Source organism: Duffyella sp. Ts4 (genome assembly GCF_051851875.1).
GTDB classification, from domain to species: Bacteria; Pseudomonadota; Gammaproteobacteria; order Enterobacterales; family Enterobacteriaceae; genus Duffyella; species Duffyella gerundensis.
On sequence record NZ_JBLYPN010000002.1, the window covers coordinates 316,875 to 343,438 of the forward strand.

At 52.5% G+C, this 26,564-nt stretch carries 23 protein-coding genes; 14 read left to right on the top strand and 9 right to left on the bottom strand.

Going from position 1 to position 26,564, the window contains the following annotated elements; all coding sequences use genetic code 11:
• Positions 1–17 precede the first annotated feature (17 nt).
• Positions 18–1,136, bottom strand: coding sequence for an ABC transporter ATP-binding protein (locus ACJY2L_RS04470; RefSeq protein WP_439213047.1), 1,119 nt, complete (start codon positions 1,134–1,136; stop codon positions 18–20).
• Positions 1,137–1,464: 328 nt separating this feature from the next.
• Between ACJY2L_RS04470 and ACJY2L_RS04475 the strand changes: the two genes are divergently transcribed.
• From ACJY2L_RS04475 to ACJY2L_RS04500, 6 genes are read left to right on the top strand one after another with little or no spacing between them, the layout of a single operon-like run.
• Positions 1,465–2,685, top strand: a complete 1,221-nt coding sequence (locus ACJY2L_RS04475; protein ID WP_439213048.1) for an extracellular solute-binding protein — start codon at positions 1,465–1,467, stop codon at positions 2,683–2,685.
• Positions 2,686–2,724: 39 nt separating this feature from the next.
• Positions 2,725–4,032 (top strand): carbohydrate ABC transporter permease, encoded by a 1,308-nt coding sequence (locus ACJY2L_RS04480; protein ID WP_067429901.1) that lies wholly within the window; start codon positions 2,725–2,727, stop codon positions 4,030–4,032.
• A 9-nt stretch (positions 4,033–4,041) separates the two neighbouring features.
• Positions 4,042–4,893, top strand: a complete 852-nt coding sequence (locus tag ACJY2L_RS04485; RefSeq protein WP_067429904.1) for a sugar ABC transporter permease — start codon at positions 4,042–4,044, stop codon at positions 4,891–4,893.
• Positions 4,894–4,896: 3 nt separating this feature from the next.
• Complete coding sequence (locus tag ACJY2L_RS04490) at positions 4,897–6,060, top strand: glycoside hydrolase family 53 protein (RefSeq protein ID WP_187488762.1); 1,164 nt, start codon at positions 4,897–4,899, stop codon at positions 6,058–6,060.
• A 45-nt stretch (positions 6,061–6,105) separates the two neighbouring features.
• Positions 6,106–8,163, top strand: coding sequence for a beta-galactosidase (locus ACJY2L_RS04495; protein ID WP_439213049.1), 2,058 nt, complete (start codon positions 6,106–6,108; stop codon positions 8,161–8,163).
• 49 nt (positions 8,164–8,212) lie between these two features.
• Positions 8,213–8,527, top strand: a complete 315-nt coding sequence (locus tag ACJY2L_RS04500; protein ID WP_067435269.1) for a glucose PTS transporter subunit EIIB — start codon at positions 8,213–8,215, stop codon at positions 8,525–8,527.
• A gap of 148 nt (positions 8,528–8,675) precedes the next feature.
• On the opposite strand, the gene ACJY2L_RS04505 is transcribed toward ACJY2L_RS04500, so the two are convergent.
• On the bottom strand, positions 8,676–9,938 hold the full coding sequence (locus ACJY2L_RS04505) for a maltoporin (RefSeq protein WP_439213050.1): 1,263 nt from the start codon (positions 9,936–9,938) through the stop codon (positions 8,676–8,678).
• A gap of 266 nt (positions 9,939–10,204) precedes the next feature.
• Here ACJY2L_RS04505 and ACJY2L_RS04510 point away from each other — a divergent pair, with 266 nt between their 5' ends.
• Entirely contained in the window at positions 10,205–11,284 is a 1,080-nt protein-coding gene (locus ACJY2L_RS04510; RefSeq protein ID WP_067429912.1) for a LacI family DNA-binding transcriptional regulator, read from the top strand.
• Positions 11,285–11,291: 7 nt separating this feature from the next.
• Here the strand turns inward: ACJY2L_RS04510 and ACJY2L_RS04515 are convergent, their stop codons facing one another.
• Positions 11,292–13,244, bottom strand: a complete 1,953-nt coding sequence (locus tag ACJY2L_RS04515) for a sigma-54-dependent Fis family transcriptional regulator (protein WP_439213051.1) — start codon at positions 13,242–13,244, stop codon at positions 11,292–11,294.
• 221 nt (positions 13,245–13,465) lie between these two features.
• Here ACJY2L_RS04515 and ACJY2L_RS04520 point away from each other — a divergent pair, with 221 nt between their 5' ends.
• Genes ACJY2L_RS04520 through ACJY2L_RS04530 form a run of 3 tightly spaced genes read left to right on the top strand, consistent with a single transcriptional unit; the run spans position 13,466 to position 16,212 of the window.
• Positions 13,466–14,479, top strand: coding sequence for a Gfo/Idh/MocA family oxidoreductase (locus ACJY2L_RS04520; protein ID WP_067429919.1), 1,014 nt, complete (start codon positions 13,466–13,468; stop codon positions 14,477–14,479).
• Complete coding sequence (locus ACJY2L_RS04525; protein ID WP_439213052.1) at positions 14,479–15,258, top strand: TIM barrel protein; 780 nt, start codon at positions 14,479–14,481, stop codon at positions 15,256–15,258. The genes ACJY2L_RS04520 and ACJY2L_RS04525 overlap by 1 nt, the downstream gene beginning before the upstream one ends.
• A 36-nt stretch (positions 15,259–15,294) precedes the next feature.
• Complete coding sequence (locus ACJY2L_RS04530; protein ID WP_439213053.1) at positions 15,295–16,212, top strand: substrate-binding domain-containing protein; 918 nt, start codon at positions 15,295–15,297, stop codon at positions 16,210–16,212.
• A 214-nt stretch (positions 16,213–16,426) separates the two neighbouring features.
• Here ACJY2L_RS04530 and ACJY2L_RS04535 read toward each other — a convergent pair whose 3' ends face one another.
• The 5 genes from ACJY2L_RS04535 to ACJY2L_RS04555 all read right to left on the bottom strand — a co-directional run bounded on the left by ACJY2L_RS04535 (position 16,427) and on the right by ACJY2L_RS04555 (position 20,963).
• Entirely contained in the window at positions 16,427–16,672 is a 246-nt protein-coding gene (locus tag ACJY2L_RS04535; protein WP_439213054.1) for a DUF2543 family protein, read from the bottom strand.
• Positions 16,673–16,815: 143 nt separating this feature from the next.
• Positions 16,816–17,295 carry a cold-shock protein gene (locus ACJY2L_RS04540; protein ID WP_067429931.1) on the bottom strand — a complete coding sequence of 160 codons (480 nt, stop codon included), beginning with the start codon at positions 17,293–17,295 and terminating at the stop codon, positions 16,816–16,818.
• A 317-nt stretch (positions 17,296–17,612) separates the two neighbouring features.
• Positions 17,613–18,821 (bottom strand): MFS transporter, encoded by a 1,209-nt coding sequence (locus ACJY2L_RS04545; RefSeq protein WP_439213055.1) that lies wholly within the window; start codon positions 18,819–18,821, stop codon positions 17,613–17,615.
• On the bottom strand, positions 18,814–19,665 hold the full coding sequence (locus tag ACJY2L_RS04550) for a sulfurtransferase (protein ID WP_439213056.1): 852 nt from the start codon (positions 19,663–19,665) through the stop codon (positions 18,814–18,816). Before ACJY2L_RS04550 ends, ACJY2L_RS04545 begins: the two co-directional genes overlap by 8 nt.
• A gap of 59 nt (positions 19,666–19,724) precedes the next feature.
• Positions 19,725–20,963 carry a radical SAM protein gene (locus ACJY2L_RS04555; protein ID WP_439213057.1) on the bottom strand — a complete coding sequence of 413 codons (1,239 nt, stop codon included), beginning with the start codon at positions 20,961–20,963 and terminating at the stop codon, positions 19,725–19,727.
• 366 nt (positions 20,964–21,329) lie between these two features.
• Here ACJY2L_RS04555 and ACJY2L_RS04560 point away from each other — a divergent pair, with 366 nt between their 5' ends.
• The 3 genes from ACJY2L_RS04560 (at position 21,330) to ACJY2L_RS04570 (ending at position 24,804) form a co-directional block, all read left to right on the top strand.
• Positions 21,330–22,556, top strand: coding sequence for an ATP-grasp domain-containing protein (locus tag ACJY2L_RS04560; RefSeq protein WP_439213058.1), 1,227 nt, complete (start codon positions 21,330–21,332; stop codon positions 22,554–22,556).
• Positions 22,549–23,679: a trans-sulfuration enzyme family protein gene (locus ACJY2L_RS04565; RefSeq protein ID WP_439213059.1), complete on the top strand. Its 1,131-nt coding sequence runs from the start codon at positions 22,549–22,551 to the stop codon at positions 23,677–23,679. Before ACJY2L_RS04560 ends, ACJY2L_RS04565 begins: the two co-directional genes overlap by 8 nt.
• A 426-nt stretch (positions 23,680–24,105) precedes the next feature.
• The gene (locus ACJY2L_RS04570; RefSeq protein WP_439213060.1) at positions 24,106–24,804 is read left to right on the top strand and encodes an RluA family pseudouridine synthase; all 699 of its coding nucleotides are present in this window, start codon (positions 24,106–24,108) and stop codon (positions 24,802–24,804) included.
• A gap of 43 nt (positions 24,805–24,847) precedes the next feature.
• Here ACJY2L_RS04570 and ACJY2L_RS04575 read toward each other — a convergent pair whose 3' ends face one another.
• Positions 24,848–25,387, bottom strand: a complete 540-nt coding sequence (locus tag ACJY2L_RS04575; protein WP_439213061.1) for a DUF2058 domain-containing protein — start codon at positions 25,385–25,387, stop codon at positions 24,848–24,850.
• A 666-nt stretch (positions 25,388–26,053) separates the two neighbouring features.
• Here ACJY2L_RS04575 and tssB point away from each other — a divergent pair.
• Positions 26,054–26,551, top strand: a complete 498-nt coding sequence (tssB, locus tag ACJY2L_RS04580) for a type VI secretion system contractile sheath small subunit (protein ID WP_439213062.1) — start codon at positions 26,054–26,056, stop codon at positions 26,549–26,551.
• Positions 26,552–26,564: the final 13 nt, after the last annotated feature.

The following is a 26,564-nucleotide window of genomic DNA, read 5'->3' on the forward strand; positions in this document are numbered from 1 at the left end:
TGGGCCAGAACGGCGCATTAACCGACCTGATTTTCCGGCAGCACGATGCCGCTGCTGATGCGCAGGCCGCTCTCGTCGAACACCATGCACTGATGTGGATGAAACGCCGGACGCAACGTCTGATAAGGGCGGAAGTGTACATCGCCCGGCAGCAGCATCTTAAAACCGTCGTAGCCGTGGCTCTGTCCAAACAGATAGGTGTTGTTGCCAAGACGTTCCACCACTTCGCAGTGGAAATCGAGGGTTAGCGTACCTTCGCCGCCCACCTGCAAATGCTCCGGGCGAATGCCGAGCATCAGCGGCTCACCGGCGCTGAGCATGCGCGACGGCGCGGGCAGGGCGAAGCTGTGCTCTCCGTCGTTGATCTCCACCACCAGCGCCGCCGGATTGCAGTTTTTCACTTTAGCCGGCAGGAAGTTCATCTTGGGCGAGCCGATAAAGCCAGCGACAAAACGATTCACCGGGTTGTAATAGAGTTCCATCGGCGAACCCACCTGTTCGACCTTGCCGTAATTCATCACCACGATTTTGTCGGCCAGCGTCATCGCTTCCACCTGATCGTGCGTCACATAAACCATGGTGGTTTTCAGCTCCTGATGCAGTTTGGCGATGTGCAGGCGCATATCGACGCGCAGTTCGGCATCCAGGTTAGAAAGCGGCTCATCAAACATAAACACCCGCGGATTACGTACGATGGCGCGACCAATCGCCACGCGCTGGCGCTGTCCACCGGAAAGCTGTTTAGGTTTGCGATCCAGCAGGTGCGACAGCTGCAAGGTTTTCGACACCATCTCCACCTGATGGCGAATCTGATCTTTTGCCACGCCGTTGACCTTCAGGCCATAGCCCATGTTCTCCGCCACCGTCATGTGCGGATAGAGCGCATAGGACTGAAACACCATTGCCACGCCGCGGTGTGAGGGCGCCACGTCGTTCATCAACTCATCACCGATCAGGATTTCACCTTCGCTGACCTCTTCCAGCCCGGCAATCAGCCGCAGCAGCGTGGATTTACCGCAGCCCGATGGCCCGACAAACACCGTGAACTCACCATCTTCAATATCCAGCTGAACGTTTTTCAGCGTTTCCGTTTTGCCAAAGCGTTTGGCGACGTTTCGTAGTCTGATGCTGGACATGCTAATCCTTGAGGGTAGAGGCGGGTGGCGTGATGTTGTGTATTACGTGTAACAATTCGCCAATTCTGCCGCCAGGGCTGATGAAACATGGCCTGACTATAACGCCGTCATCCGGTGCGCCCTAGGGCATGCTTCCATTTTTGTAATACGGATCACATATTAGAAAAGCCGGGCTGGAGCGGCTGGCGGCTTGCGCGTAGCGTATGGCCTCAACACGCCGATGGCGGAGCATACATTCCCCTTTCTAACGCGAAAACAAGGTGGCGACCTGGGCCACGGCAGCGATTGAAAATGGCTAAAAATGTCATACCTTCACATGGAGTTCGCAATGAGAATAAAAACCACGGTTACCTTGCTGTTATCCGCGTTGGCGATGAGCCAGATGGCGCATGCCGCTCAACAGCTCACCGTCTGGGAAGATATTAAAAAATCGGACGGCATTAAAACCGCCATTGCTGACTTCCAGAAGCAGTACAACGTGGAAGTAAAAGTGCAGGAGATGCCTTTTGCTCAGCAGATTGAAAAGCTGCGGCTGGATGGCCCGGCGGGCATCGGCCCGGACGTGCTGGTGATCCCTAACGATCAGCTCGGCAGCTCGGTGGTACAAGGTTTATTAAGCCCGCTGACCCTGGATGCCAGCCAGCAGGCGGCCTATACGCCGTCGGCGATGGCGGCATTTAAGCAGGGCGACGTGGTCTACGGCGTACCGAAGGCGGTAGAAACGCTGGTGCTGATTTATAACAAAGATCTGCTGCCGTCGCCGCTGAAATCGCTGGATGAATACCGCACCTTTTCAAAGAAAGCCCGCGAGGCGCAGCGCTACGGCCTGCTGGCCAAATTTGATCAGATCTATTACAGCTGGGGTGCGATTGCGCCGATGGGCGGCTACATCTTTGGCAAAGACAGCAAAGGGCTGATTAACACCAAAGACGTCGGCCTCAATACCGCGGGCAGCGTGGCGGCGGTGAGCTACCTGAAAAGCTTCTTCACTGAAGAGTTGCTGCCGCGCGGCATCCTTGGCGACAACGGCCTGAACGCCATCGATTCGCTGTTTACCGAGAAAAAAGCCGCGGCGGTGATCAACGGCCCGTGGGCGTTCCAGCCTTATCAGGCGGCGGGCATTAACTACGGCGTCGCGCCACTGCCGCTGCTGCCCAACGGCAAACCGATGAGCTCGTTCCTCGGTGTGAAAGGCTACGTGGTCTCCACCTGGAGCAAGGACAAAACCCTGGCGCAGCAGTTCATTAACTTCATCAATCAGCCGCAGTACGTGAAGGTGCGCTTCCAGAAAACCCAGGAAATTCCACCGGTGGTCGCGCTGATGAACGACCCGATCATCAAAGATGATGAAAAGGCCAGCGCCGTAGCGTTGCAGGCGGAGCGCGCGTCGGCGATGCCGGGCGTGCCGGAAATGCAGGAAGTGTGGGGACCGGCGAACGCCGCGCTGGAGCTGAGCGTGTCGGGCAAAGAAGAGCCGAAAGCGGCGCTGGATAACGCCGTGAAGCAGATCACCATGCAAATCGAAGCCATGCAGGCCAGCAACCAGTAAGCCATCGTTGCGGGCACCCGCACGGATAAGGATCGACCAGTGATGTTATCTTCCAGTGAAAAGCTGGCGCCCGGCGGGCGTCCGCACCGACATGCCGTCACAGGGCTGCTGCTCGCGCTGCTGCCCGGCTTCGGCCAGTTTTATCATCGCCAGTGGGCCAAGGGGCTCTGTTTTCTGCTGCTGCTGACCAGCTTTGTCGGCGTGTTTCATGACTTCCTGCGCGAAGGGCTGTGGGGGCTGGCGACGCTGGGTGACGTGGTACCGCGCGATAACTCGATTTTCCTGCTGGCGGAGGGGATCATCAGCGTGCTGGTGATCGCCTTTGGCCTGACGATTTGGGGTTTATCGTTTCGTGACGCCTGGCTCAATGGTCGCCGCCGCGATGAGGGCGAGCAGCTGCACAGCATCCGCAAGCAGTATCAGCTGCTGCTGCGCGAAGGCTTTCCTTACCTGATGATTTCGCCCGGCTTTATCCTGCTGGTCTTTGTGGTGGTGTTTCCGATTCTGTTCGGCTTCTCCATCGCCTTTACCAACTACAACCTCTATCACACGCCACCGGCGAAGCTGGTTGACTGGGTTGGCTTTAAGAACTTTATCAACATTTTTACCCTGTCGATCTGGCGCTCCACCTTCTTTGACGTACTGCAATGGACGGTGGTCTGGACGCTGCTGGCGACCACGCTGCAGTGTACGGTCGGGGTGATGCTGGCGATTCTGGTTAACCAGAAAGACCTGCGCTTCAAACCGTTGATTCGTACCATTTTCATTCTGCCGTGGGCGGTGCCGGGCTTTGTCACCATTCTGGTGTTTGCCGGCATGTTCAACGACAGCTTTGGCGTGATTAACAACGCGATTCTCGATTTCTTCGGTATAGCGCCGAAAGCCTGGATGACCGATCCGTTCTGGAGCAAGGTCGCGCTGATCATGATGCAAACCTGGCTCGGCTTCCCGTTTGTGTTCGCTATGACCACCGGCGTGCTGCAGGCGATTCCGGAAGATCTCTATGAAGCGGCGATCATGGATGGCGCCAGCGCCTGGACGCGGCTGAAAACCATCACGCTGCCGCTGGTGCTCTATGCGATTGCGCCGATCATCATCACGCAATACACCTTCAACTTTAATAACTTCAACATCATCTACCTGTTCAACAACGGCGGGCCGGCGGTGGCGGGTTCCAATGCGGGCGGCACCGATATTCTGGTGTCGTGGATCTACAAGCTGACTATGTCGTCATCGCAATATGCGATTGCCGCCACCATCACCATTCTGCTGTCGATTTTTGTGGTCGGTCTGGCGCTGTGGCAGTTCCGCGCGACGAAATCGTTCAAGCAAGATGAGATGGCGTAAGGAAGCAATATGTCGAAATCTGCCAGTATTAAAAGGGAAAAATGGCTGCGCCTGTCACTGACGTGGCTGGTGGTGATCGCCGTTTCCACCATTATTATCTATCCGCTGCTGTGGACGGTTGGCGCCTCATTTAACGCCGGTAACAGTCTGCTGAGCAGCTCTATTATCCCGGAGAACGGTTCGGTGGAGCACTACCGCAACCTGTTTGACGGCACGGTGCCTTATCTCACCTGGTACTGGAACTCGATGAAAATCAGCTTCATGACCATGGTGCTGACGCTGATCAGCGTCAGCTGTACCGCCTACACCTTTTCGCGCTTTCGCTTTAAGGGTCGGCAGAACGGGCTGATGCTGTTTTTGCTGCTGCAGATGATTCCGCAGTTCTCAGCGCTGATTGCCATCTTTGTGCTGTCGCAGCTGCTCGGGCTGATCAACAGCCACATGGCGCTGGTGCTGATTTACGTGGGCGGCATGATCCCGATGAACACCTATCTGATGAAAGGCTACCTCGACGCCATTCCGCGCGATCTCGATGAGTCGGCACGTATGGACGGCGCGGGCAATTTCCGCATCTTCATTGAGATCATCATGCCACTCTCCAAACCGATTCTGGCGGTGGTGGCGCTGTTCTCGTTCACCGGTCCGCTGGGCGATTTCATTCTCTCCAGCACCATTTTGCGCACGCCGGAGCAGTTCACGCTGCCGATCGGCCTGTACAACCTGGTGTCGCAGAAAATGGGTGCCAGCTACACCACCTACGCCGCGGGCGCGGTGCTGATTGCCGTACCGGTCGCCATTCTCTATCTCGCCCTACAGAAATACTTCGTGTCCGGGCTGACATCGGGCAGTACCAAGGGATAACTCATGCAGATAAAACCACTTCTTATTGCCCTGGCGCTGGCCTGGGCAACACCGCTGCTCGCCGCCACGCCGGTGGATTTCGTGAAAGGCGCGGATATCTCCACCCTGCCGGAGCTGGAGAAACAGGGCGGCAAATTCTATAACGCCGCTAACCAGCAGCAGGATCCGATCGCCATTCTCAAGGCCAACGGCATCAACACGCTGCGCCTGCGCCTGTGGGTTGATCCCCGTGACGCCAGCGGCAAAGCCTACGGCGGCGGCACCAACGACCTGGAGACCACGCTGGCGCTGGCAAAGCGCGGCAAAGCGCAGGGCATGCAGCTGCTGCTCGACCTGCACTACAGCGATTTCTGGACCGATCCCGGCAAGCAGTTCAAACCCAAAGCCTGGGAAAAGCTGACCTTTCCGCAGCTGGAAAAGCAGGTGCATGACTACACCCGCGACACGCTTGCCCGTTTCAAACAGGCTGGCGTGATGCCGGAGATGGTGCAGATCGGCAATGAGCTGAACGGCGGCATGCTCTGGCCGGACGGCAAAAGCTGGGGACAAAACGGCGGTGAGTTTGACCGGCTGGCGGCGCTGTTAAAAGCGGGCATCAGCGGCGTGCGCGACAACCTCAGCGATCCCGGTCAGGTAAAAATCATGCTGCATCTCGCGGAGGGCACCAAAAACGACATGTTCCGCTGGTGGTTTGATGAGATCACCAAACGCCAGGTGCCGTTCGATGTGATTGGCCTGTCGATGTACACCTACTGGAATGGCCCGATTTCGGCGCTGAAAGCCAACATGGATGACATCAGCCAGCGCTATCAAAAAGATGTGATGGTGGTGGAAGCCGCCTACGCCTGGACCCTCGACAACTGCGACAGTGCGGAAAACAGCTTCCAGGCGAAAGAGGAAAAGGATGGCGGCTATCCCGCTACCGTCGCCGGGCAAACCGCCTATCTGCGCGATTTAATGCAGGCGATCCGATCGGTGCCTGACCATCGCGGCAAAGGTCTTGTTTACTGGGAACCCACGTGGATTGCGGTTCCCGGCAACACCTGGGCTACGCCGGAAGGCATGAAGTACATCCACGACGAGTGGAAACAGGGCAATGCCCGCGAGAACCAGGCGCTGTTCGACTGCCAGGGAAAAGTGCTGCCGTCAATTCAGGTATTCCATTAATCCATTGGCGTAATGGCTGATGTTGCTGACATCTCTGAGGATTCTATGAGTAAATTTCCACCGCTAAGCGCCAGAGTTAATGCGTTACTGCATGGCGCAGACTACAACCCGGAACAGTGGACGCAGACGCCGGGCATCGTTGATAACGACATTGAAATGATGAAACAGGCGCACTGCAACGTGATGTCGGTTGGCATCTTTAGCTGGGCGAAGCTCGAGCCGGCCGATGGCGAGTACGATTTTGCCTGGCTGGACAGCCTGCTGGATAAACTACAGCAGAACAATATTGCAGTGTTTCTCGCCACGCCAAGCGGCGCGCGTCCGGCATGGATGTCGCAGAAATACCCGGAAGTGCTGCGCGTCGGCCGCGATCGCGTACCGGCGCTGCACGGCGGCCGCCATAATCACTGCATGACCTCACCGGTTTACCGACAAAAGGTCAGGGAGATGAACAGCGCGCTGGCCGAGCGTTATGCGCACCATCCGGCGGTGATTGGCTGGCACATCTCCAATGAATATGGCGGAGAGTGCCACTGCGAACGTTGTCAGAGTGCCTTTCGCGGCTGGCTGCAGCAGCGCTATGAGACGCTGGATAAGCTGAATCACGCCTGGTGGAGCGATTTCTGGAGCCACACCTACAGCGACTGGTCACAAATCGCCTCGCCGTCACCGCAGGGTGAAATGTCGATTCACGGCCTGAACCTCGACTGGCGGCGCTTTATGACCGATCAGGTCACCGATTTTTGCGCCGAAGAGATCAAACCCCTGAAGGCGGTGAATCCCGACCTGCCAGCTACCACCAACTTCATGGAATATTTCTACGACTACGACTACTGGAAGCTGGCGCAGCCGCTGGATTTTATCTCCTGGGACAGCTATCCAACCTGGCACAACGAGAAAGATGAAACCACGCTCGCCTGCTACACGGCGATGTATCACGATCTGATGCGCACCCTGAAGCAGGGCCAGCCCTTTGTGCTGATGGAGTCAACGCCGAGCGCCACCAACTGGCAACCCACCAGCAAGCTGAAAAAGCCGGGCATGCACATTCTGTCGTCGCTGCAGGCGGTGGCACACGGTGCCGATTCGGTGCAGTACTTCCAGTGGCGTAAAAGCCGCGGCTCGGTGGAGAAGTTCCACGGTGCGGTGGTGGATCACGTCGGCCATCTTGATACCCGCGTGGGCCGCGAAGTCAGTGAACTGGGCCGCATGCTGGCCGCAATGACGCCGGTGCAGGGCAGCCGCGTCGACGCAAAAGTGGCGATCATTTTTGACTGGGAAAGCCGCTGGGCGATGGACAACGCTCAGGGGCCGCGCAACATCGGCCTGCACTATGAGCGTACGGTAACGGAACATTATCGCGCTTTCTGGGAACAGGGCGTGGCGGTGGATGTGATCAACGCCGACGTCGATTTCAGCGGCTATTCGCTGGTGATCGCGCCGATGCTCTATATGGTACGCGACGGCTTTGCCGGGCGCGCGCAGCGCTTTGTTGAAAACGGCGGGCACTTTGTCGCCACCTACTGGAGCGGCATCGTTAACGAAAGCGATCTCTGCCATCTCGGCGGCTTTCCGGGGCCGCTGCGGCCGCTGCTCGGCATCTGGTCAGAAGAGATCGACAGCCTGGCAGAGGGCGAATTCAATGCGGTGCGCGGCATCAGCGGCAACCTGCCTGGCCTGAGCGGGCCCTATCAGGCGCGCGAGCTGTGCGAACATATTCATCTGGAAGGCGCCACCGCGCTGGCGAGCTACGAGAGTGATTTCTATGCCGGTCAACCGGCGGTCACGGTGAACAGCGTCGGCGCGGGCAAGGCGTGGTATATCGCATCACGCAACGATCTGGCGTTTCATCGCGACTTCTACGGCGCGCTGATTACCCGTCTGGCGCTGCCGCGCGCGCTGGCCACCGACTTCCCGCCGGGCGTCACCGCACACCGTCGCACCGATGGCGTTCATTCGTTTATTTTCCTGCAAAACTTTACCGCGCGCACGCAAACGGTCGATCTGCCTGCCGGGCTTGAGGATCTGATCGCCGGTTCGCCGGTGGCCCGTTCACTTAATCTGGTGCCGTGGGATTGTCGGGTACTGCGCGGGCCGTTATAAGCCCGGGTCAGCAAATATGGCGGCAGCGATGCCGCCTGAGGAGAACATGATGGTAAGCCTTAAATCGTTTACGCATTACTTCAGCCGCCAGCCTCAGCCGTCAGCGGATGAGCCGGTAGATATGGCGATGCTCGAGCGTCTGCTGCACTGCTTTGGCGGCCGCGATAATATTGAGCAGGTTGATGCCTGTCTGACCCGCTTGCGGGTGCAGGTGAAATCACTGGCGCAGGTGGATTCCGCCGCGCTACAGCAGATGGGCGCAATTGGCGTGGTGATTCTCGGCCATGAGGTCCACGCTATTTTCGGTACGCAGTCCGATCGGCTGCGCCAGCTGCTCGACGCCCGCTTTTTTAAACCCGCCTGATACCCCGCGGGATAGCCAACCGGTTATCCCGCTTTCTCACTGTTGCTTTCCCTATTGCCTCTTTGCATCGCTCTCTTTTTACCGCCGGAACGCCATAAAAAAAGGATGCCGCAGCATCCTTTTTATGGGGTTTGTCGACCTCAGCCGCTTACCACCAGGCTTCCACCTGCACGCCGAAGTTCCACGTGTTGTCAGCGGTGTTATCCTGGAAAGTGTTGCCCTGTTCTGAATCGTTCAGGTAAGAAGCAAACACGCGCAGCTCAGGACGCGACATAAATTCACGGCCGGCGGCAAGACCCAGCGCCAGAGTATATTTCTGTCCGGCCTGTTTGTAGTCGCTGCCGTCGCGGTTTTTATCTTTCTGCCAGAAACTGCCCACTTCACCAATGCCGCGCACGTAGTCGGTAAACTGGTACTGCGCCCGGCCAACCAGCGAGAGCAGGGTGGAGCTGTCGGTTTGTGCGGTGACGTTATCGGCTGAACCCCAGGTAAATACCTGATTCAGCGAGAAGCGGTCGGTGATCGGCAGCAGGCCGGTGTTGATCACGCGATAGCCTTTGGCATCGCGGGTGTCGTTATACATGTCATACCAGCCGCCGCCCTGCGACACCATATTCTGCGCCAAACCTTTATCAGCATACTGCACCACCAGCTTCTGGTAGCCGCTCCACATATCCTGGCTGACTTCGCCGGTGAGCATCACGCCGTTTTCCGCGTCATACAGGCCGCCGTACTCTTTCTGCTTGTCGGTGGCGTTAGGAATGGCGTAGTCGACGCCGAATTCAGTCCATGCGCCGCTCCACGGCTTCCAGCCCGCATAACGCACGTCAATGTAGTTGATGTTCACGTCGTTATCGCCATCCTCGCGATAGTCGACGTCGTTGGCATCATTACGGATCCACGCCACAGAGAGGGCGCCCGGGCCCAGGGTGTAGTTTTCCACACCGGCACCGGAACCGGAGATGTTCCAGTATTTGGTATCGATGATGTGCAGATCGTGACGCTGGTAATAGCGCTTACCGCCCCAGATCACCGCGTTCTTATCACCTGGGATCAGGCCTTTAATCTGCAAATTAAGCTGACGCAGGCCAAACTGTGCGTCATCGCCCAACGTGGTTTCGTTATCGTTGGACCCGTCAGAGAACATGCTGACCATAGTGTCGACGTAAAAACTGACGTCATCTTTTTTGTAGACTTCGCTGCCCAGCTCCACTTCGCCATAGGTGTCCGCTTCGTTACCCAGACGGCCGATCTTGTTTTTTTGCCACTCTTCCATGCCACCATCGCGCGAAACGCCCACGCCGCCACGTAGATAACCGTGAAAATCGATGTTGTCGATCGCTGCGAGCAGGGAAGGGGAAGTCAGGGTTGCCGCCAGCGCCACCGCCAGCGTGCAAAGCTTAGTATTCATGTTATCCTCAGGGGTAATTGTCATACGTTCACATCGTGGCGACAGTTATCGATGAGCAAACAATTTCAGGCAATGCACATCGGTGAATTGTGTGAGTCAGTGCAACAAATTAGCGGTAAAATGTAACGATTGGTGAGGCGGATCACTTAACGATCCATGTGAACGTCAATCTTTTATGGCAATTCGCAACGCTGTGAGCGGGTTAACTAGGCCAGGGTCTGGACGACTGATACAATTCCGACCCTCTGCAGACTGGGAATCGAGTTATGAAGCTGAAAAGTGCCACGTTAGAGGATGTTGCACGCCATGCCGGGGTATCCTACCAGACGGTTTCACGCGTGCTGAATAAGTCCGCTAACGTCTCAGAAACAACGCGTCGCAAGGTGGAAGAGGCGATTGAGGCGCTGCGTTACGTGCCCAACCGGCTGGCACAGCAGCTGGTCGGCAAGCACATAACCACGCTTGGGCTGGTGACCACCTCGCTGGCGCTGCATGCGCCCTCTCAGGTGGCCGCTGCGGTGAAACGCTACGCCAGCGAAGCGGGTTATCAGGTACTGATTGCCATGATCGATGAGAACGTCGGACAAAGTCTACAGGGCGCGATCAACGAGCTAAAATCGCAGCGGGTGGATCGGGTCATTATCAACGCGCCAATGGAGACCGCCGACGCCGAACGCATCGCCGAGGATAACCGCGACATCATCTGCCTGTTTCTGGATGTCGATCCCTTCTGTTCGGTGTTTAACGTGTCGTTTAACCCGGCCGACGGCACCCGCGCCAGCGTCAAATATCTCTATGAGCAGGGGCATCGGGCGTTTGCGCTGCTGGCCGGGCCGCAGCACTCGGTCTCTGCTAATCTGCGCCTGAAAAGCTGGCTGGAGATGCTGGAGCGTTATCACCTGCAGCCGGTGAGCCTGGTCTACGGTAACTGGGATGCGCAGAGCGGCTACGCTGGCGCGTTACAGATGCTGCGCGAAGCACCCGATTTTACCGCGCTGCTGGTGGGTAACGATCAGATGGCGCTGGGCGTGCTCAGCGCCTTTCATCAGAACGGCGTCGCCGTGCCGGGGCAAAAATCGGTGATTGGCTATGATGACACCTACGAAAGCGCCTTTTTTCATCCGTCACTGAGCACGGTGTCGCTGGATCTCGATCGGCAGGGCAAAGAGGCGGTAGAGCGGCTGCTGCGGGCCAACGAAAGCGACAGCAGCCGCTCATCGTCGATCCTGCCCGCACGGCTGGTGGTACGCCATTCCAGCGGGGCGCCGGGCGAACAGCAGCAGGATCTGAAACAGATTGCCGATGAGCTGCGTGCTATCGCCAGCCGCTTGCAGGGGCAAAAGTAGCCGTCGGTTAGCCGCGACGGCGCAGCGCCTGCATATCGATCTGCCAGAGATGCAGCTTGTTATAGAGCGCGGTGCGTGAGATGCCCAGTTCCTGTGCCGAGCGGCGCAGGTTGCCGCCATGCTTATCGATGGTCAGCAGGATATGCTGACGGCTGGCATCCTGCAGCGAGCTGAGCGCCGCAGCAACCGGTGCGTGGCGCATCTCCGCTGGCAAATCGGCAACGTCAATCAGCAGCCCTTCGCACAGGCTGATCATGCGCTCCACGAGGTTTTCCAGCTCACGCACGTTGCCCGGCCAGTGCCACGCCTGCAGACAGGCCATCGCCGCCGGTGAAAAGCGCGGCGGATTCCGCTTCAGCCGTGCGCAGAGCGACTGGGTAAAGGCGTTCACCAGGCTGACAATGTCCTCCGCCCGCTGCCGCAGCGGCGGTATCGCCAGTGAGATGACGTTAAGCCGATAGAAGAGATCGCGCCGAAACGCCCCTTTTTCTACGGCGTCGAGCAGATCGCAGTGGGTCGCCGCAATGATCCGCACGTTAACTGCCACCGGCTGCGCCGCGCCAATGCGCAGCACTTCGCTTTCCTGAATCACCCGCAGCAGGCTGGTTTGCGCCTCAAGTGGCATCTCACCAATCTCATCCAGAAACAGCGTGCCGCCGTCCGCCAGCTCAAACTTACCGGCCGAACCGCCGCGTCGCGAGCCGGTAAAAGCACCATCGACATAGCCAAACAGCTCGCTCTGCACCAGATCGCGCGGCAACGCGCCGCAGTTGATGGCGATAAACGGCTCCTGCGCGCGCAGGCTGGCATTGTGGATCGCCTGAGCAAACAGCTCTTTGCCGGTGCCGCTCTCGCCGGTCAGCAAAATGGTGCTGTCGCCGCGGCTGCTGAGACGGGCATTCTGAATCGCCTGTTGCAGGGCGGGAGCCTGGCCCTGAATCATCTCAAAGATGTAGCTGGCGCTGACGCCCAGCACGCGCCGGGTAATCGCCCGGATACGCTGGTTCTCGCGCAGGGAAAGGATACGATCGCCCTCCGGGGCGGGCATCAGCGACACCAGACAGGAGATGCCGCTGCCCGCAGGCATAAACTGCAGCTCGCGGTCATTACAGAACGGCAGGCTCAGCAGCGATCCCGCTTGTGGCTGCAACTGCTCGTCAATTGCCGGGCCGGTAATATCGAGGTGGTTGAACACCTGGCGCGCATAGCGATTAAGGGTTTTGATACGGCCCTGACGATCGAACACGATAATGCCTTCGTTCAGCGTTTCCAGAATTGACTGCTGTTCGGTGAGGTGACGGCGCAGGATCAGCTCGCGGCCCACCGCTTCGGCGGCCGCCTGCACCGTGCCCAGCGTGTGGGCGTTGAAATTATCCGGCGTGGCGGTGAGCGTCAGCACGCCGATCACCGAACCGGTGCCGTCACGCACCGGCGCGGCGGCGCAGTGGCGATGGCGATCGCGCAGCTGGAATTTCCAGTTTTCACCGCTGAGCACGTAGACCAGACGCTGCTCAATCAGGCAGCGCGCGGTGCAGTTGGTGCCGAGCACCTCTTCGCGCAGGATGCTGCCGGGCGGCGTCAGATCGGCGCCGCAGTAATCCAGCGTTACGCCTTGCGCATCGGTGAGATTGATATGGCCATCGGGATTGTAGGCCAGCAGGTTGGCCATCACTTTGCGCGCCACCTCAATCATCTCGCGGTTGCTGGACAGAATCGCCGCCAGTTCCGCGGCGGGCGGCGCGCGGTAGACGAAGTGCGCCGGATCGATCGCCAGCTGCTGCGAACGCTGCCACGAATGAAGAATATTGGCTCTTATCCAGTGCGGCTGCTCGCCGCGCTGAAACGCCTGCCAGCCTTGCTGCAGTAAATCTTCCCATTTTGCTGCCTCGCTGCTGGCGGGCAGGCTGAATATCGCATCACTTTCATCTTTAACCGGTAACAGACCTTGTAACGCGTGCATGGCATTCTCCGTCCAACGTGGAATGTCCATTTTATTTACATGTCAGATTGACATGTAAATTTTGTTATCACTTTGTGACTTCCATCTGTGCAACCGCTCACAAATATCCCGCTCTGCGCGCTGGCATCGCGTTTGCAATGGCTGTAGCAGGCATGGCAGCGAGGTTTCGCCATCGCGCACCGATCGCCCTGACGGGCACACCATTTCAAAAAGGAGCGTTTATGCATTCACCATCCGTACGTGTCGGCCTGATTGGCGCAGGCAGAATGGGCAGCTTTCATGCCGAGTCACTGGCCCAACGCGTGCCGGGCGCGCAGCTGGTTGCCGTGGCCGATCCGCAGCCTGGCGCGGCGCAAGCGCTGGCAACAAAGCTGGGCGTCAGCAAGGCGTTCAGCGATCTGCAGGCGCTGCTCAACGATCCTGAGGTGGATGCGGTGGTCATCGCCTCACCGGCCCGCACCCACGCGGCTTGGGTCATCGCCGCGGCGCAGGCTGGCAAGCATGTGTTTTGTGAGAAGCCCATGGCGGTAACGCTGGAGGAAGCGGACCGCGCCATCGCCGCGGCAAAAACCGCAGGCGTGGTGCTGCAGGTCGGTTTTAACCGCCGCTTTGTCAGCGGTTTTGCGGCGGCCATTGCGGCGGTGAAGGCCGGTGAAAACGGCACGACCCAGCTCAGCCGCTCGGTAACCCGCGATCCGCTGCTGCGCGATCCAGCACCGATTCCGCAGTGGACCATCTTTCTCGAAACGCTGATCCATGATTTCGATACCCTGCTGCATTTCAATCCCGGTGCGAAGCCGGTGGCGGTTTGTGCGCTGGCCGATGCGCTGGTGCGCCCCGATTTTAAAGCGCAGGGGCTGCTGGATACTGCCGTGGTCACTATTCGCTTTGATAACGGTGCCATTGCCACGGCAGAAGCGAACTTTCAGGCGGTATACGGTTATGACGTGCGCGGCGAGGTGTTTGGCAGCAAAGGCATGATGCAGGCGGGCAATATCAACCTTAACAACTGCGTCACCTATCGCGAAAACGGCATCGGCATCGCGACGTCGCGCATGGACACCGACCTGCTACGCGACGCCTACGTCGCCGAGCTGACCGAGTTTGTGCACTGCATTCGTTCTGGCGAAACGCCGCGCGCCACCGGGGAAGATGCGCGTAATGCGCTGGAGATTGCGCTGGCCTGCATCGCTTCGGTCGAGCAGGGACGGTCAATCACGCTGGGGGATCGCTGATGGCTGACTACACATTATCGGTCTGCGCCGAAATGGTGTTTCTTGACCTGCCGTTGATTTCCCGCGTTGAGCGTATTCATGCGCTGGGTTTTGGCGTTGAAATTTGGGGCTGGGCTGACAAGGATATCACCGCGCTGGCGGCCACCGGTGCCCGCTTTACCTCGATGACCGGCTACCTTACCGGCAATCTCACTGACGAAGAGGGCATCGCGCAGCTGCTCGCCAGCGCAGAACGCTCGCTGGCGGTGGCCGCGCAGCTTAACTGTCCGTCGCTGAACCTGCACGGCACCGGGCTGGATGCGCGTGGCCTGCCGGTAAAACCGGTTGAGGTGGTGACCGGGCAGATGTGGCTGCAGGCAGCCGACACGCTGCGCCAGCTGGCACAGCTGGGCGAACGCGCCGGACGGGTGTTTACCCTTGAAAACCTTAACCTCGCGGTTGATCATCCGGGCACGCCGTTTGCCCGCGCCGCCGATACGCTGGCGCTGGTAGAGGCGGTCAACAGCCCGGCGCTCAAGATGAACCTTGATCTCTATCACGCGCAAATTGGCGAGGGCAATTTGATTGCGCTGCTGCGCCGCTGCGGACCGGCAATCGGCGAAATTCAGGTTGCCGACGTGCCGGGACGCCAGCAGCCTGGCACCGGCGAAATCAACTACCGCGCCATCGCGCGGGCGCTTGATCAGATGCACTATCGCGGCGTGGTGGCGCTGGAAGGCTGGGCATCCGGCGACAGCACCGAAGCCCTGACACAGTTCCGCGATCATTTCACCTGCTGATCGCGCGATGATTCTTTAATCCAACAGGACGCAAACATGAAAATATTCACCGCTTTAGTGCTGCTGCTGAGTTCGCTGTTCAGCGTATCGGGACAGGCAAAAACCTGGCAGGTTGGCGTGGCGCTGGCCAATTTTGACCTTAACTTTGTTTCTATTCTGCGCACGCAGATGCTGAGCGAACTGAAAGCAAAAGGGATGCAGAGCCAGTTTGTCGATGCCAAAGGCGACGTGGCGCTCCAGGTGCAGCAGGTTGATGATTTTATTAATCAGGGCGTTGACGCGATTATTCTCAACCCGGTGGACACGCAGGGCGTGCGGCCGATGATTGAGGCAGCACGACGCGCCAACATTCCGCTGGTGTTCGTGAACCGCAAGCCTGAGATCAAACTGCTGGCGCGCATGGCCTATGTTGGCTCTGATTCCGCGCTGGGGGGTGAAATGCAGCTGGAGGCGCTGGCAAAACGCATGGAGCACCGTGGTAATGTGGCGATCCTGATGGGCGCACTGTCCAATGAAGAAGCTCGTGAGCGTACGCGCGCCGCTGAAAAGGTGATCGGCAAATATCCGCAGATGAAGGTGGTGGAGAAGCAGACCGCACGCTGGCAGCGCAATGAAGCGGTAGATGTGGTCTCTGGCTGGCTGCTCAATAACAGCCCGATCGACGCTATTGCCGCCAACAACGATGAGATGGCGATCGGCGCGATTATGGCGCTGAATCAGGCGAAGAATAAGCACATCCTGGTGGCCGGCATTGACGGCACGCCGGATGGGCTGCAGTTCGTCAAAAACGGCATGATGGCGCTGACCATTTTCCAGGATGCCAAAGCGCAGGCCACCGGCGCGGTGCAGGTAACCCAAACGCTGCTGGAGAATCAGCCCGCAGAGGCGTTTAACTGGGTGCCCTACAAGGTTGTCACTGCGGAAAACGTTGCGGCGATCGCCGCTGCTCGCTGAACAGTCTGGCCGCAGAGGATGCCATCTCCTGAGCGGCCAGCCTGACGCCGCACTGTTTCAAGCGGCTGAGCAGGGCAGATGCAGAATGACCTTTTCGCATGACTGAATCGGCATTATTGCTGTTCGCGAAGGCAACAGGCATCACATAAAAAATCCACGTCAGCGCGTGGATTTTTCCTGTTAAAACGGTCGATCCTTTACCTGAGCGAGACGATTACTCGTTGCCCCATTGATTCAGGAAGTTGGCGATCTCATCAATGCGCTGTGGATCGATGCCCGCATCAGCAGCCATCTCCTGCTGAGCCGCTTCATCAATCTCTTCGTTGTTGCTTAACCGCGTCAACAGCAATTCAAAATAGTGCGCAACCGGTTCGCGCTCGGCATCGCTCAGCGGCGTGGCGGCTTCGGTTGAGTATTCATCGGCAATATCAAAATATTTAATCGGTATTTCATGGTTCATAAGGTATTTCCAGGATTAAAGAGGGTGTCAGTTATTCCAGGCGGCGACGGATAAATCTGCATCGTCAGCCCCGCCCGTTGTGGCGGCATGATTACTATCACGCGAAGCCGATCGCCTGCGATACGCAGAAATCGACCTGCCGGTTACACCTTAAGCATTTTCACCGTGGCATCGATATCGATCTCATCTTCCGAGAAGATCAGCGTGGTGCCCTGAAAGGTAGTGATCGCCAGCTTTTTCAGCGAACGCGTGGCGCCAGGCTTAGCGGCGGTAGGCCGAATGCTGCTCATGAGCAGGCCCACAGAGAGCACCGCATTTTCTTTATCGATGCGGGTCTCGGCGGGCACTTCTTCGCTGAAAACCACGTAAGATTTAATCGAGGTCAGCTTCAGGCGCTCACCCGCAATATAGATGTATTTGCTTTCCGGCAGCACCTTCACCGCATAGGCTGACAGGCCTTTGCTGTTGGTGGTCGGTTCAAACGTCACCGCGGCATCTTTCTTGATCAAATCGGGGTTGGAGACCTTAATCACATGAAAGTACCGGTTGTCGCCGTTTTCATCTTTGATAAATCCAAAGCCTTTGTCCTGAAACCAGGTTGTGATCGTTCCGTTCATCGCCATTTACCGCCTGCCTAATCGTGTTATCTGCTCATTTTTTTTCAGCGCGCAGTGTAAAACACAATGCCTGCGCAGACTATGCCTTTGCGTTAAGTGTGGACGATAAATTTGGCCTGGGCGAAGATGGAGTAGGGCAAGGTGATGCAAAAGAAAATTCAATGCCTTTAAGGTTCGCTAAAAATTGCAGGTAAAAAGCGTGGCGCGGCGCGGCGGCCGCTCAGTAAGAAAGTGCTGATGTAATCATAGGGTGCTATAAAATCAAGAAAAGCGCGTTAATTTTTAGCATAACGCGAGAAGGATGGGTTTTATCTCCCTGCACATTAAGCCTGAGCAACCTTACGGCTCAGCCCGACTTTTTTGTAGAGTAAAATGGAAAGCAATCCTGTAAGAAAAAGTAGAAAAAACATTGCGTAACCATACCCAGCATCTATTAGCAAACCACAAACCAGCGGGCATAAGGATGCACCGAGAGAAGTAAGGTTTATAATTCCAAAGGAAGTACCTCTGAGATTGGCTGGTGCTAGCCTGTCTACTTCAATGCTAAACGCTGGCATTGCTATCAGCTCTCCCAAACTAAGTAAAAAAGTAGCAAAAATAATAAATGCTATTAATTTAAAATAGGCCAGCATAAAAAATAGTTGGGCTAAGGATATTAATATGATGCCTAAGCTAATTTTAGTATTAACTGTAGAGCTTCGCAAAAGATAAAGTACAGGATATTGGCATGTTATTACTGTTATAGCGTTAGTGAAAAATATAGCACTAATTATAAATGTCAAGTCTGGGAAGCTTATTCGAGTGAGGAACTGGATAAGTGGCGAGTCGAAGGATATATAAACAAACATGAGCAAGGAATAGCTTATAAGCAGTCTAACAAAAGAGGGTTGGGATAATATGATTGAAAAGGCGTGAAGGATTCCTGCTGAAGGAGATGCTTTCTCTCTCCTGGACTTTGAGGAGATCGCAACAATGATTATCATCAATATTGTATAAATAATATATATTATGGCTGAAATTATAAATATATTTAAAGATGGCGAGGTCAAGGCGTAAGTTCCTGCTACAGGGCCAAAAGCTGTACCTATATTAACAATGTAGTAGCGAATATATTGAAATTTTTCCCTTTGCCGAACGTCATTAACATAATCTCCTATCATAGCTTTGCTAAATGACTCTGTGCATGCACGGCCTAAAGAAATTAGAGCCATAGCTATGACAAAGCCAATGACTTCTGTTGTTCCAGCCATCACTGAAAACCCCGCCACACTCAGAACAAGGCTGATTATTAGTGCGCGCTCACGACCGATTATATCTGAATAATAACTTCCCAACATCCCAAATAATATACCTGATGCTGAAGTCATAAAGAAAATAGCGCCGATGAGTGAAGCGCTCAGACCAAAATCACGATAAAGCACCAGCGACAGATAAGGCCATGTCATAAAATAACCTGCACGGGACAAAAAAGTCCCCAGCAACATGGTATAAATTACTGCTCTGTTTTCAGGTGGCAAGGGCATATTATTCATTCTCATGATTTAGCAAGGTTTTTTCTACAGGCAAGGCATCGTCTGCGCCCCATTCAGCCCAGGATCCATCATAAACATACAGGGCGTTGAATCCTGCAATAGAGGCAGCGATGAGCACAATGCATGCCGTAACACCCGAGCCACAACTAAAGATAAGACGCTGTTGTTTAGAAATGCCCCTGGAAATGAATAGCGCAGTGAGTTCATCTGAATTTTTATATCGGCCTTCACTCAGCACACTTTCAAAAGGAATATTGATTGAGCCGGGAATATGCCCACTTCGCAAACCAGACCTTGGCTCCGCCTGAATACCATCAAAACGGGCAGACGGGCGTGCATCAATAATAACGGCTTGCCTGGAGTTAAGATTTTCATTCAAGAAATTTTTGTCGATGATATGCTCAGGTTGAGGAGCAAACTGAGTAGGAAGCGTTGCGACAGGTTGCCGATGATGACTTGAAACCTTATAACCCGCCTGCTGCCATGCAGACATTCCTCCATCCAATAGATGAACGTTCTTAACTCCCATTACCTTAAGCATCCACCACACTCGCGGAGCAGAATAAGCACCCTGTTGATCGTAAACCACTACAGTTGATTCTGAGTTTATGCCCAGACCAGCCATGGAAGATGCCATTGAAGATAAGCGGGGAAAAGAGTGTGGAAGACCAGTCGTCAGATCAGAAAATTCTTTTTCCAAATCAAAATATATCGCATCAGGGATTACACCACCAGAAGTTTGAGCATGTGTATTCATGGTTTTTTTCAGCGTGGCATCCAGTATGAAAATATTTCGTTTATGTTGATTACTTTTAATCCAAAGCGGTGATACTAATAAATCCATTTAAAATACCTTTTTTGACAGAGGCCGTTAAGGCCTCATAATTTTTTAGAAACAGGCTTTTATACTTCTATTACATCAATGCGATGTTTGTCTACTAAAGGGATATCATAATTTTCCATCTGAAGGATTTCTCCAGCAAAACATCCATTTTTATACACGCCTGATAACCTGTCCTGAGTGAAAGATTCGATGGCTTCGACATCAAAATGAACTCTGTAGTCATACTCATCGCTATTGGTTTTCTTGAAGCGGGTAAGAGAGCCGAAGCCAGGCTCAAAAATATTTACACATCCAACTATTTGTCCTATACGTTCGTGTTCCTCACCCTCTACATAAGTAATAGTGGCCTCGCAAGGAATAATGGCAAATAGCTGACGGCCCGCTCGGCACCAGCCCACGTGAGCAGGAAGATCCAGAACGTCGATCCCGGAGGTTCCAAAATCCTCGCTGACGCCAAGCTGAAAATGTAAAGTCAGATTATCGTGTATCCATCTTACATTCTCATAAAAATCGCGTACTTGCTTTTGAGAGAGTTGCAAATGAGGATGACGGCGTCCATGGTCAGTGAAGCAGTTAAAACGTACAGTCTCAACCCCCAATTTATTAAAAAGCTGACAGTATTTTATTAAATTTTCCCGGGAATGATTATGCGTTCCAATAGTGATGCCAATATTGACCCGGATTTCCGTGTTAAACACATTTTCGTTACTATAATTCTGTATTCTTGAAATAACTGATATACATTTCTCGCCTGGGAAAACACCTTTTATAGGATAATCAGTATGAGAATAGAGCAAACATTTATCGGCATCATCAACTATACCATGAAAAGTAATGGAAACAGTGCCATAACCATTTCTTACCGCTTTATCCAGGAGATCGGTATAGTTTTTTTGCAGTAGGGGTTTACCACTTGTCCATGCATCACCTTTTATCATAGTCTCTGTTTCTTCTTTATTCTCTCCTGAACGAAACTCACGGTTGTGTGCAGGCCCGTAGATATCCATAAATTCCCCATTGTGAGCAAAGCTGTCTACATAACGGGGGTAAATATTGAAGCCTTGCTGTGACAATTTCCTGTATATGTCATGGCCTGCATGTATACCAAATGATTTTGCGAAGACTTTTTGATAATTTACAAACCAACAATGATTGCAATTTTGCCCACAAGTATCCTTTCCAACAAATGTATCTACATCAAGGTAAAAATGGATATCTTCATTTTTTATAGATGAAAATGGCTCTTTGAAATCGATATCACCATGATAATCGTAGGATATTTCCATGTTTTCTTTCATCGACATTGCTCCATTAGTTATTTTGCGTATATCGGTATAAAGAATATGGGTATGCAAAGTCAATGATAAGTTTAACTCATTAGTTTGGTTGGGCTAAAATTCTGTGATGGTAGGATTAGATGCTTTTTTTTATGCATAATGCAAATTTCTATGCTGCAGTGGAATTGCATTTAATTTCATTAGCAAATTATTTCAATATGAATTATTCAGTTTAACTTCTTTTTATTTAATGAGTAATTTTTTAAGTTGTTGATTTTAAGGTATAAATTTATATTTTCTGATAGTTGCTTAAATTTATTGTCAAGGTTTATTTACTTTAGTAAGGTTGTGAATGTTTTTTCAAAAAAATTTAAGGTAGAGGCAGGGATGGAAGAAAAAAGGGTTTTAGTGTTGGCAAAAACGGAATACATGAGAACGCCTTATGATAAATGGCTCAGCGATTCAGGTATTTCGCCGATAATTATAACATCCGCGCGTTTTTATGATGGATATGCAGAAAATTGTGAGCATTGTTATTGTTTGAGTAATTATGACAGTGACGATACCGAGCTATATGCATTGGTTGATGAAATTTATCAATCAATCCCTTTTCATTATGTCTTTTGTCGTGCAGAAGTTGATGTCATTCGTTCAGCTGAAATAAGGAGAAAGTTTAATATCGTCGGGCAAAGTACCGATAGCGCAATTCATTACAGAGATAAACTTCTCATGAAAGAACGTTTGTCCAGAAAAAATATCAACATGGCTAATTTTAGTGAGATAAACTCTGCTGATGATGTCATCTCCTTCTCAGAAAAGAATCAATATCCTTTTGTGATAAAACCCAGGCTTGCATCAGGTTCTTCTGGTGTTCGAATTATAAAGGATCATAAAGAGTTAAATGAGCTCATTAAATCCAATGATGGAAATTTGAAAGGAATGTTGGCCGAGGGTTTTATTGATGGGGTGATGTATCATGTGGATGGTCTACTTGTTGACGGTAGGATAAGGTTTATACAGCCCTTCAAATATATCAATGATTGTCTTTCTTACCGTGAAGATATGTTTATAGGTAATGTACCGTTAGAAAAAGATAATAGCACCTATCACTTATTAGTTGAAACTACAAAAAAAATAATAGCTAATATGCCTGCTACAGAAAACTTTGCTTTTCATTGTGAATTATGGCTAACGGCTGAGAACGAAATCGTTTGTTGTGAAATTGCAAGCCGGACCGGCGGAGGGATGATCAGTTTCCTCATTGAAGAGATGTCCGGATTGAATATTGATAAAGCCTGGTTGCTGGCTGAGTGCCACATTCAAACGGAGGATTACCCTGCTTATAGCGATGAGTTTTTGCGTTTTGGATGTGTGTGCATACCACCTGCAAGAGGAAAGCTGCTTTCTTTGCCAGTTGTCGATGAGAAATCTGTGCGGAAGATACATTTTACGGGGTTGATTGGCGACAGCTATATGGGTGGGGAAAAGTCAGGGCTCTATCTTATCGGGTATGTAATCGAAGCTAAGGATCAATCAGCTGTCATTGCATCCTTTAAAAATCATTTTCTCCAGGTCCATCATGCACAATACTGGGAGCTAAACGTCCATGGCTGATGAGGTCTCCGGAAAAACTGGGCGTTATTTTCCCCATCCCCCTGTGCAACGTTTTACCTCTGGAGTTTATCCTGATCATCATGCTTTGGTAACGGCATCTCAGGATACTCTAAAGGAAAATTATCCACGATATTCACGGTTCGGCACGCCTGTTACTGATGCTGTTGAACAAGAAGTGACTCGTCTTGAAGGCGGTTATGGTTCATTGTGCGTATGCTCTGGTCTTGCTGCAATAACTTCTACTCTTTTGGCTTTTCTTCGGCCTGGCGATCATATTTTGGTCAATCGTTCTGTTTATGAACCAGTACGTCATTTCATAAATACCTATCTTTCTCAACGTGGCGTGAGTGCCTCGTTCCTTTCTTCATCCGAGTTCATGGAATGTGATAAATTTTTTAAAAAGAACACCACTTTGATATATATTGAGTCACCGTCTTCAAATGTTTTTGAAGTTACCGATATCGAATTTGTTGTTAATCAGGCACAAAAAAATAACATCCTTGTGGTTATGGATAATACATGGTCAACGCCGTTGTTAATGAATCCAATTAAGCATGGCGTTGATGTTGTAATACATTCAGCGTCTAAATATTTATCGGGTCATTCTGATGCTGTAGCGGGCATCATTACAACTACGGAGAAGTATTTTTCCCCCTTAAGAAAATATCTGATGATGTCTGGTATCTGTTTAGGTGGAGAGGAATCCTTCAGCATTTATAAAGGGCTGAAGACATTGGGCGTAAGGTTGGACAGACAGGCTAATTCTGCTTCTAAGATTATAGAATTATTGAGTTATCATCCACATGTTGGAACTGTTCTTGCACCTCAACTCATAACACACCCTGATCATTGCACATATAATAAGTATTATAAAAAATACAACGGCGTTTTTAGTTTTTCTGTTGCATGCGTGTCAGATAAAAAAAGAGATGACTTTTTGGCTGGATTTAAAATTTTTAAGTTAGCTTATGGGTGGGGGGGAGTAGACAGTTGTATAATTCCTTTTACATTGACTCACTTTTTAATTTCGGATCCAACTCAACTTTTTTTCCGTGTTAGCACAGGGCTGGAAGAGTGTGATCTTTTAATCGCGGATTTTAAAAATGCACTTTCATTTTTATAGTGTTATTAATAATATATTCCAATTAAATGAGAGTTATTTTTTAGTGTTTATTGTTACGTGGTTTTTTATTTCTTTGACGATTTTCCCGGCTTAAGAAAAATGAGGTTGATGGCGTTATGATATTTTAGGAGGTAAGTGATGGATTTTTATTGTGATCAATTTACGATTGAGGTATGTGAATTTACGCAGGTGGATGTTTTATTGTGTCGAATTATAATCCTGCATAAATTAATTTAACGTCATTTCTATAAATGATTAATTATATATCACTAATATTCTATTGCTGAATTAATATTGTCATTGCGTTTACTCGAACACTAAATCACTCTTTTTTCGCAGGATTTCTTCTTCTCTCTTTTAGCCTGGATTCGCCAGTGCTCTAAGAATTAGCTATCATCCGCGTCCATTCTTCTTTCAGGCATTCTGATGTCAGCCATCATCGATACTTTTATTGCTCCGCCGTGCCATGACAGCATAGACATTCTCTATCAGGATGCGCATCTGCTGCTGATCAACAAGCCCAGCGGGCTGTTGAGCCTGTCGGGAAAAAATCCGCTCAATCTGGATTCGGTGCATCACCGACTGGTGGCGCAGTTTCCCGGCTGCACGCTGGTGCATCGGCTCGATTTCGGAACGTCAGGGATCATGGTGATTGCGCGTAATAAAAGCATCAATGCCGCACTGTGTCAGCAGTTCAGCCAGCGGGCGGTTAGCAAGGGCTACAGCGCGCTGCTCTGCGGACATGTGGTCGATGATGAAGGGATCATTGATGCGGCGATTGCCAGCGATCCGGCGCTGTTCCCGCGGATGTCGATTTGCCCGATTAACGGTAAACCTGCGCGCTCGCGCTATCGCGTGGTTGAGCGCTTTAGCCGCGAAACCGAATGCGGGGCGCTGCTGGCGGTGACGCGGGTGACGCTGCTGCCGGAAACCGGTCGCACGCATCAGCTGCGCATTCACTGTCAGCAGCTGGGCCATCCGATTTTAGGCTGCGATCTGTATGGCGGTCGCCTGCTGCGCGGCACCGAACAGACGCCCCGGCTGATGCTGCACGCCAGTGAACTCGATTTTGTCCATCCGGTGAGCGGAGCGCGGATGAACATTCGTCACCCCAGCCCGTTTTAAACAGTAGGTAAAGGTGCGCGGGGCAGTCAGGAACGTGGGTTGCTTACCACATTAAATCATCAGGCACTTTGAAATCAGCATAGGGATCGTCTTCATCCTGCGCTTCCTGACTCAGGGCGCTGTTGAGCACGATGCTGTTGGCATCTCGTTGGGCAATTTTATCGGCGACGCTGGCCGGGATAATGGCGTACTGGCTTTCGCCGCCGTTCTCAGCCAGCAAACGTGCAATGGCAAGACGACCGTTGATCAGCTGTGCCTGCGTCGCTTTATCGACCGCAATTTTTTTAATCAGGTTGTTATCGGTAAAGTTGAAATCGATATTGCCTTTGGCAACGCTGATTTTATTCATCTCAATCAGCTGCTTGACCTGCGCTTTATGCTCTTTCGATAACGCCGCTTGTTTATGCTGTTCGCTGAGCTGTTTATCCCGCTCCGACTGCGCCTTTTTATTCTCTTCTACTGCCGCCCGCGCCTCGCGCGCTTGTACGCGCGATTTCTTCGCCGTGCGCTGCACTTTATCCATTTTTTTACTGGTTACTAATCCCGCTTTTAGCAGCTGCTCTTGCAAGGTGAGCTTGGTCATTTTGGTCTCTGAATCCGCTGAATAATGACGATGATTATACCTGCAATGGTTGCGGCTTTACCAGGTTGCAAATTTAAGCGGCCGCCCGTGCGTTATGACCCGTTGCGGCATTTATCGGGCGACTCAGGCTGCGCGCATCAGAAGCGGTGACTTGCACCGATGCGGGTCAGATAGAAGCTTTAAGCCGCATCTACTTGTTGCTGCCTGCTTTTGTTAACAAAAGGGCACGCCATCTCAGCCAATCGTTGCTTACAGGCTCCCAGGCGATCGGTAAATTCGACATGTCATTTCAGTGATGGTGTCAGTGCAGAGGTAATAATGCTTTGCTCATTTATTGGTCATGCAGCTCAAGTCTGTAATGCGGTTTTCTGATGATGGTAACCATTATGAATAGTTAAGTTTTGGGAAGCAAATCACATTAAAGGAGGGCTAAGACAAGCGTGTGAATTCTGCATGCGGGTTAATTTTTAGGTAGGGGTGGCAATTTTTTAGCTATTTTATTCAGCAATTTACCAGGGATTGTAGGAAATTTCCTATATAAATCATTGTAATTATTGGATTTTAGATATTGATCATATTAATCATGCTGCTCTATAGTCGCCGCAGTACACACAGGGAAAGTGTGCGTAATGGATGCTTTCCGCGCCTGGGTCGACAAGGAAATATATGAGCAATTCTTATCAAAATGAAATTCCAAAAGCGCGTATTAACATCAAATTGGATCTTCACACGGGCAATGCGCAGAAGAAAATGGAATTACCCCTGAAGCTGTTGGTGACCGGGGATTTCAGCAATGGCCAGGAACAGCGTGTGCTGTCCGAGCGGCAAAAAGTTAACGTTAATAAGAACAACTTCGACAGCGTGCTGGCGGAGTTCTCCCCGGCTTTAAACATCTCGGTAGAAAACACCCTCGCTGGCGACGGCAGCGAAGAGAGCGTCAGGCTGATCTTCCGCGACATGAAAGACTTCACGCCCGAGCAGGTTGCCCGCCAGCTGCCGCAACTTAAAGCCATGCTGGCAATGCGTAATCTGCTGCGCGACCTCAAAGCCAACCTGCTGGATAACGTCACCTTTCGCAAAGAGCTGGAAATCATCCTGAAAAACCCAGCGTTGAGTGACGAACTGCGTGGCGAACTGGCTGCTCTGGCGCCCGAGAAAGCCTGATCCCCTTCACCGA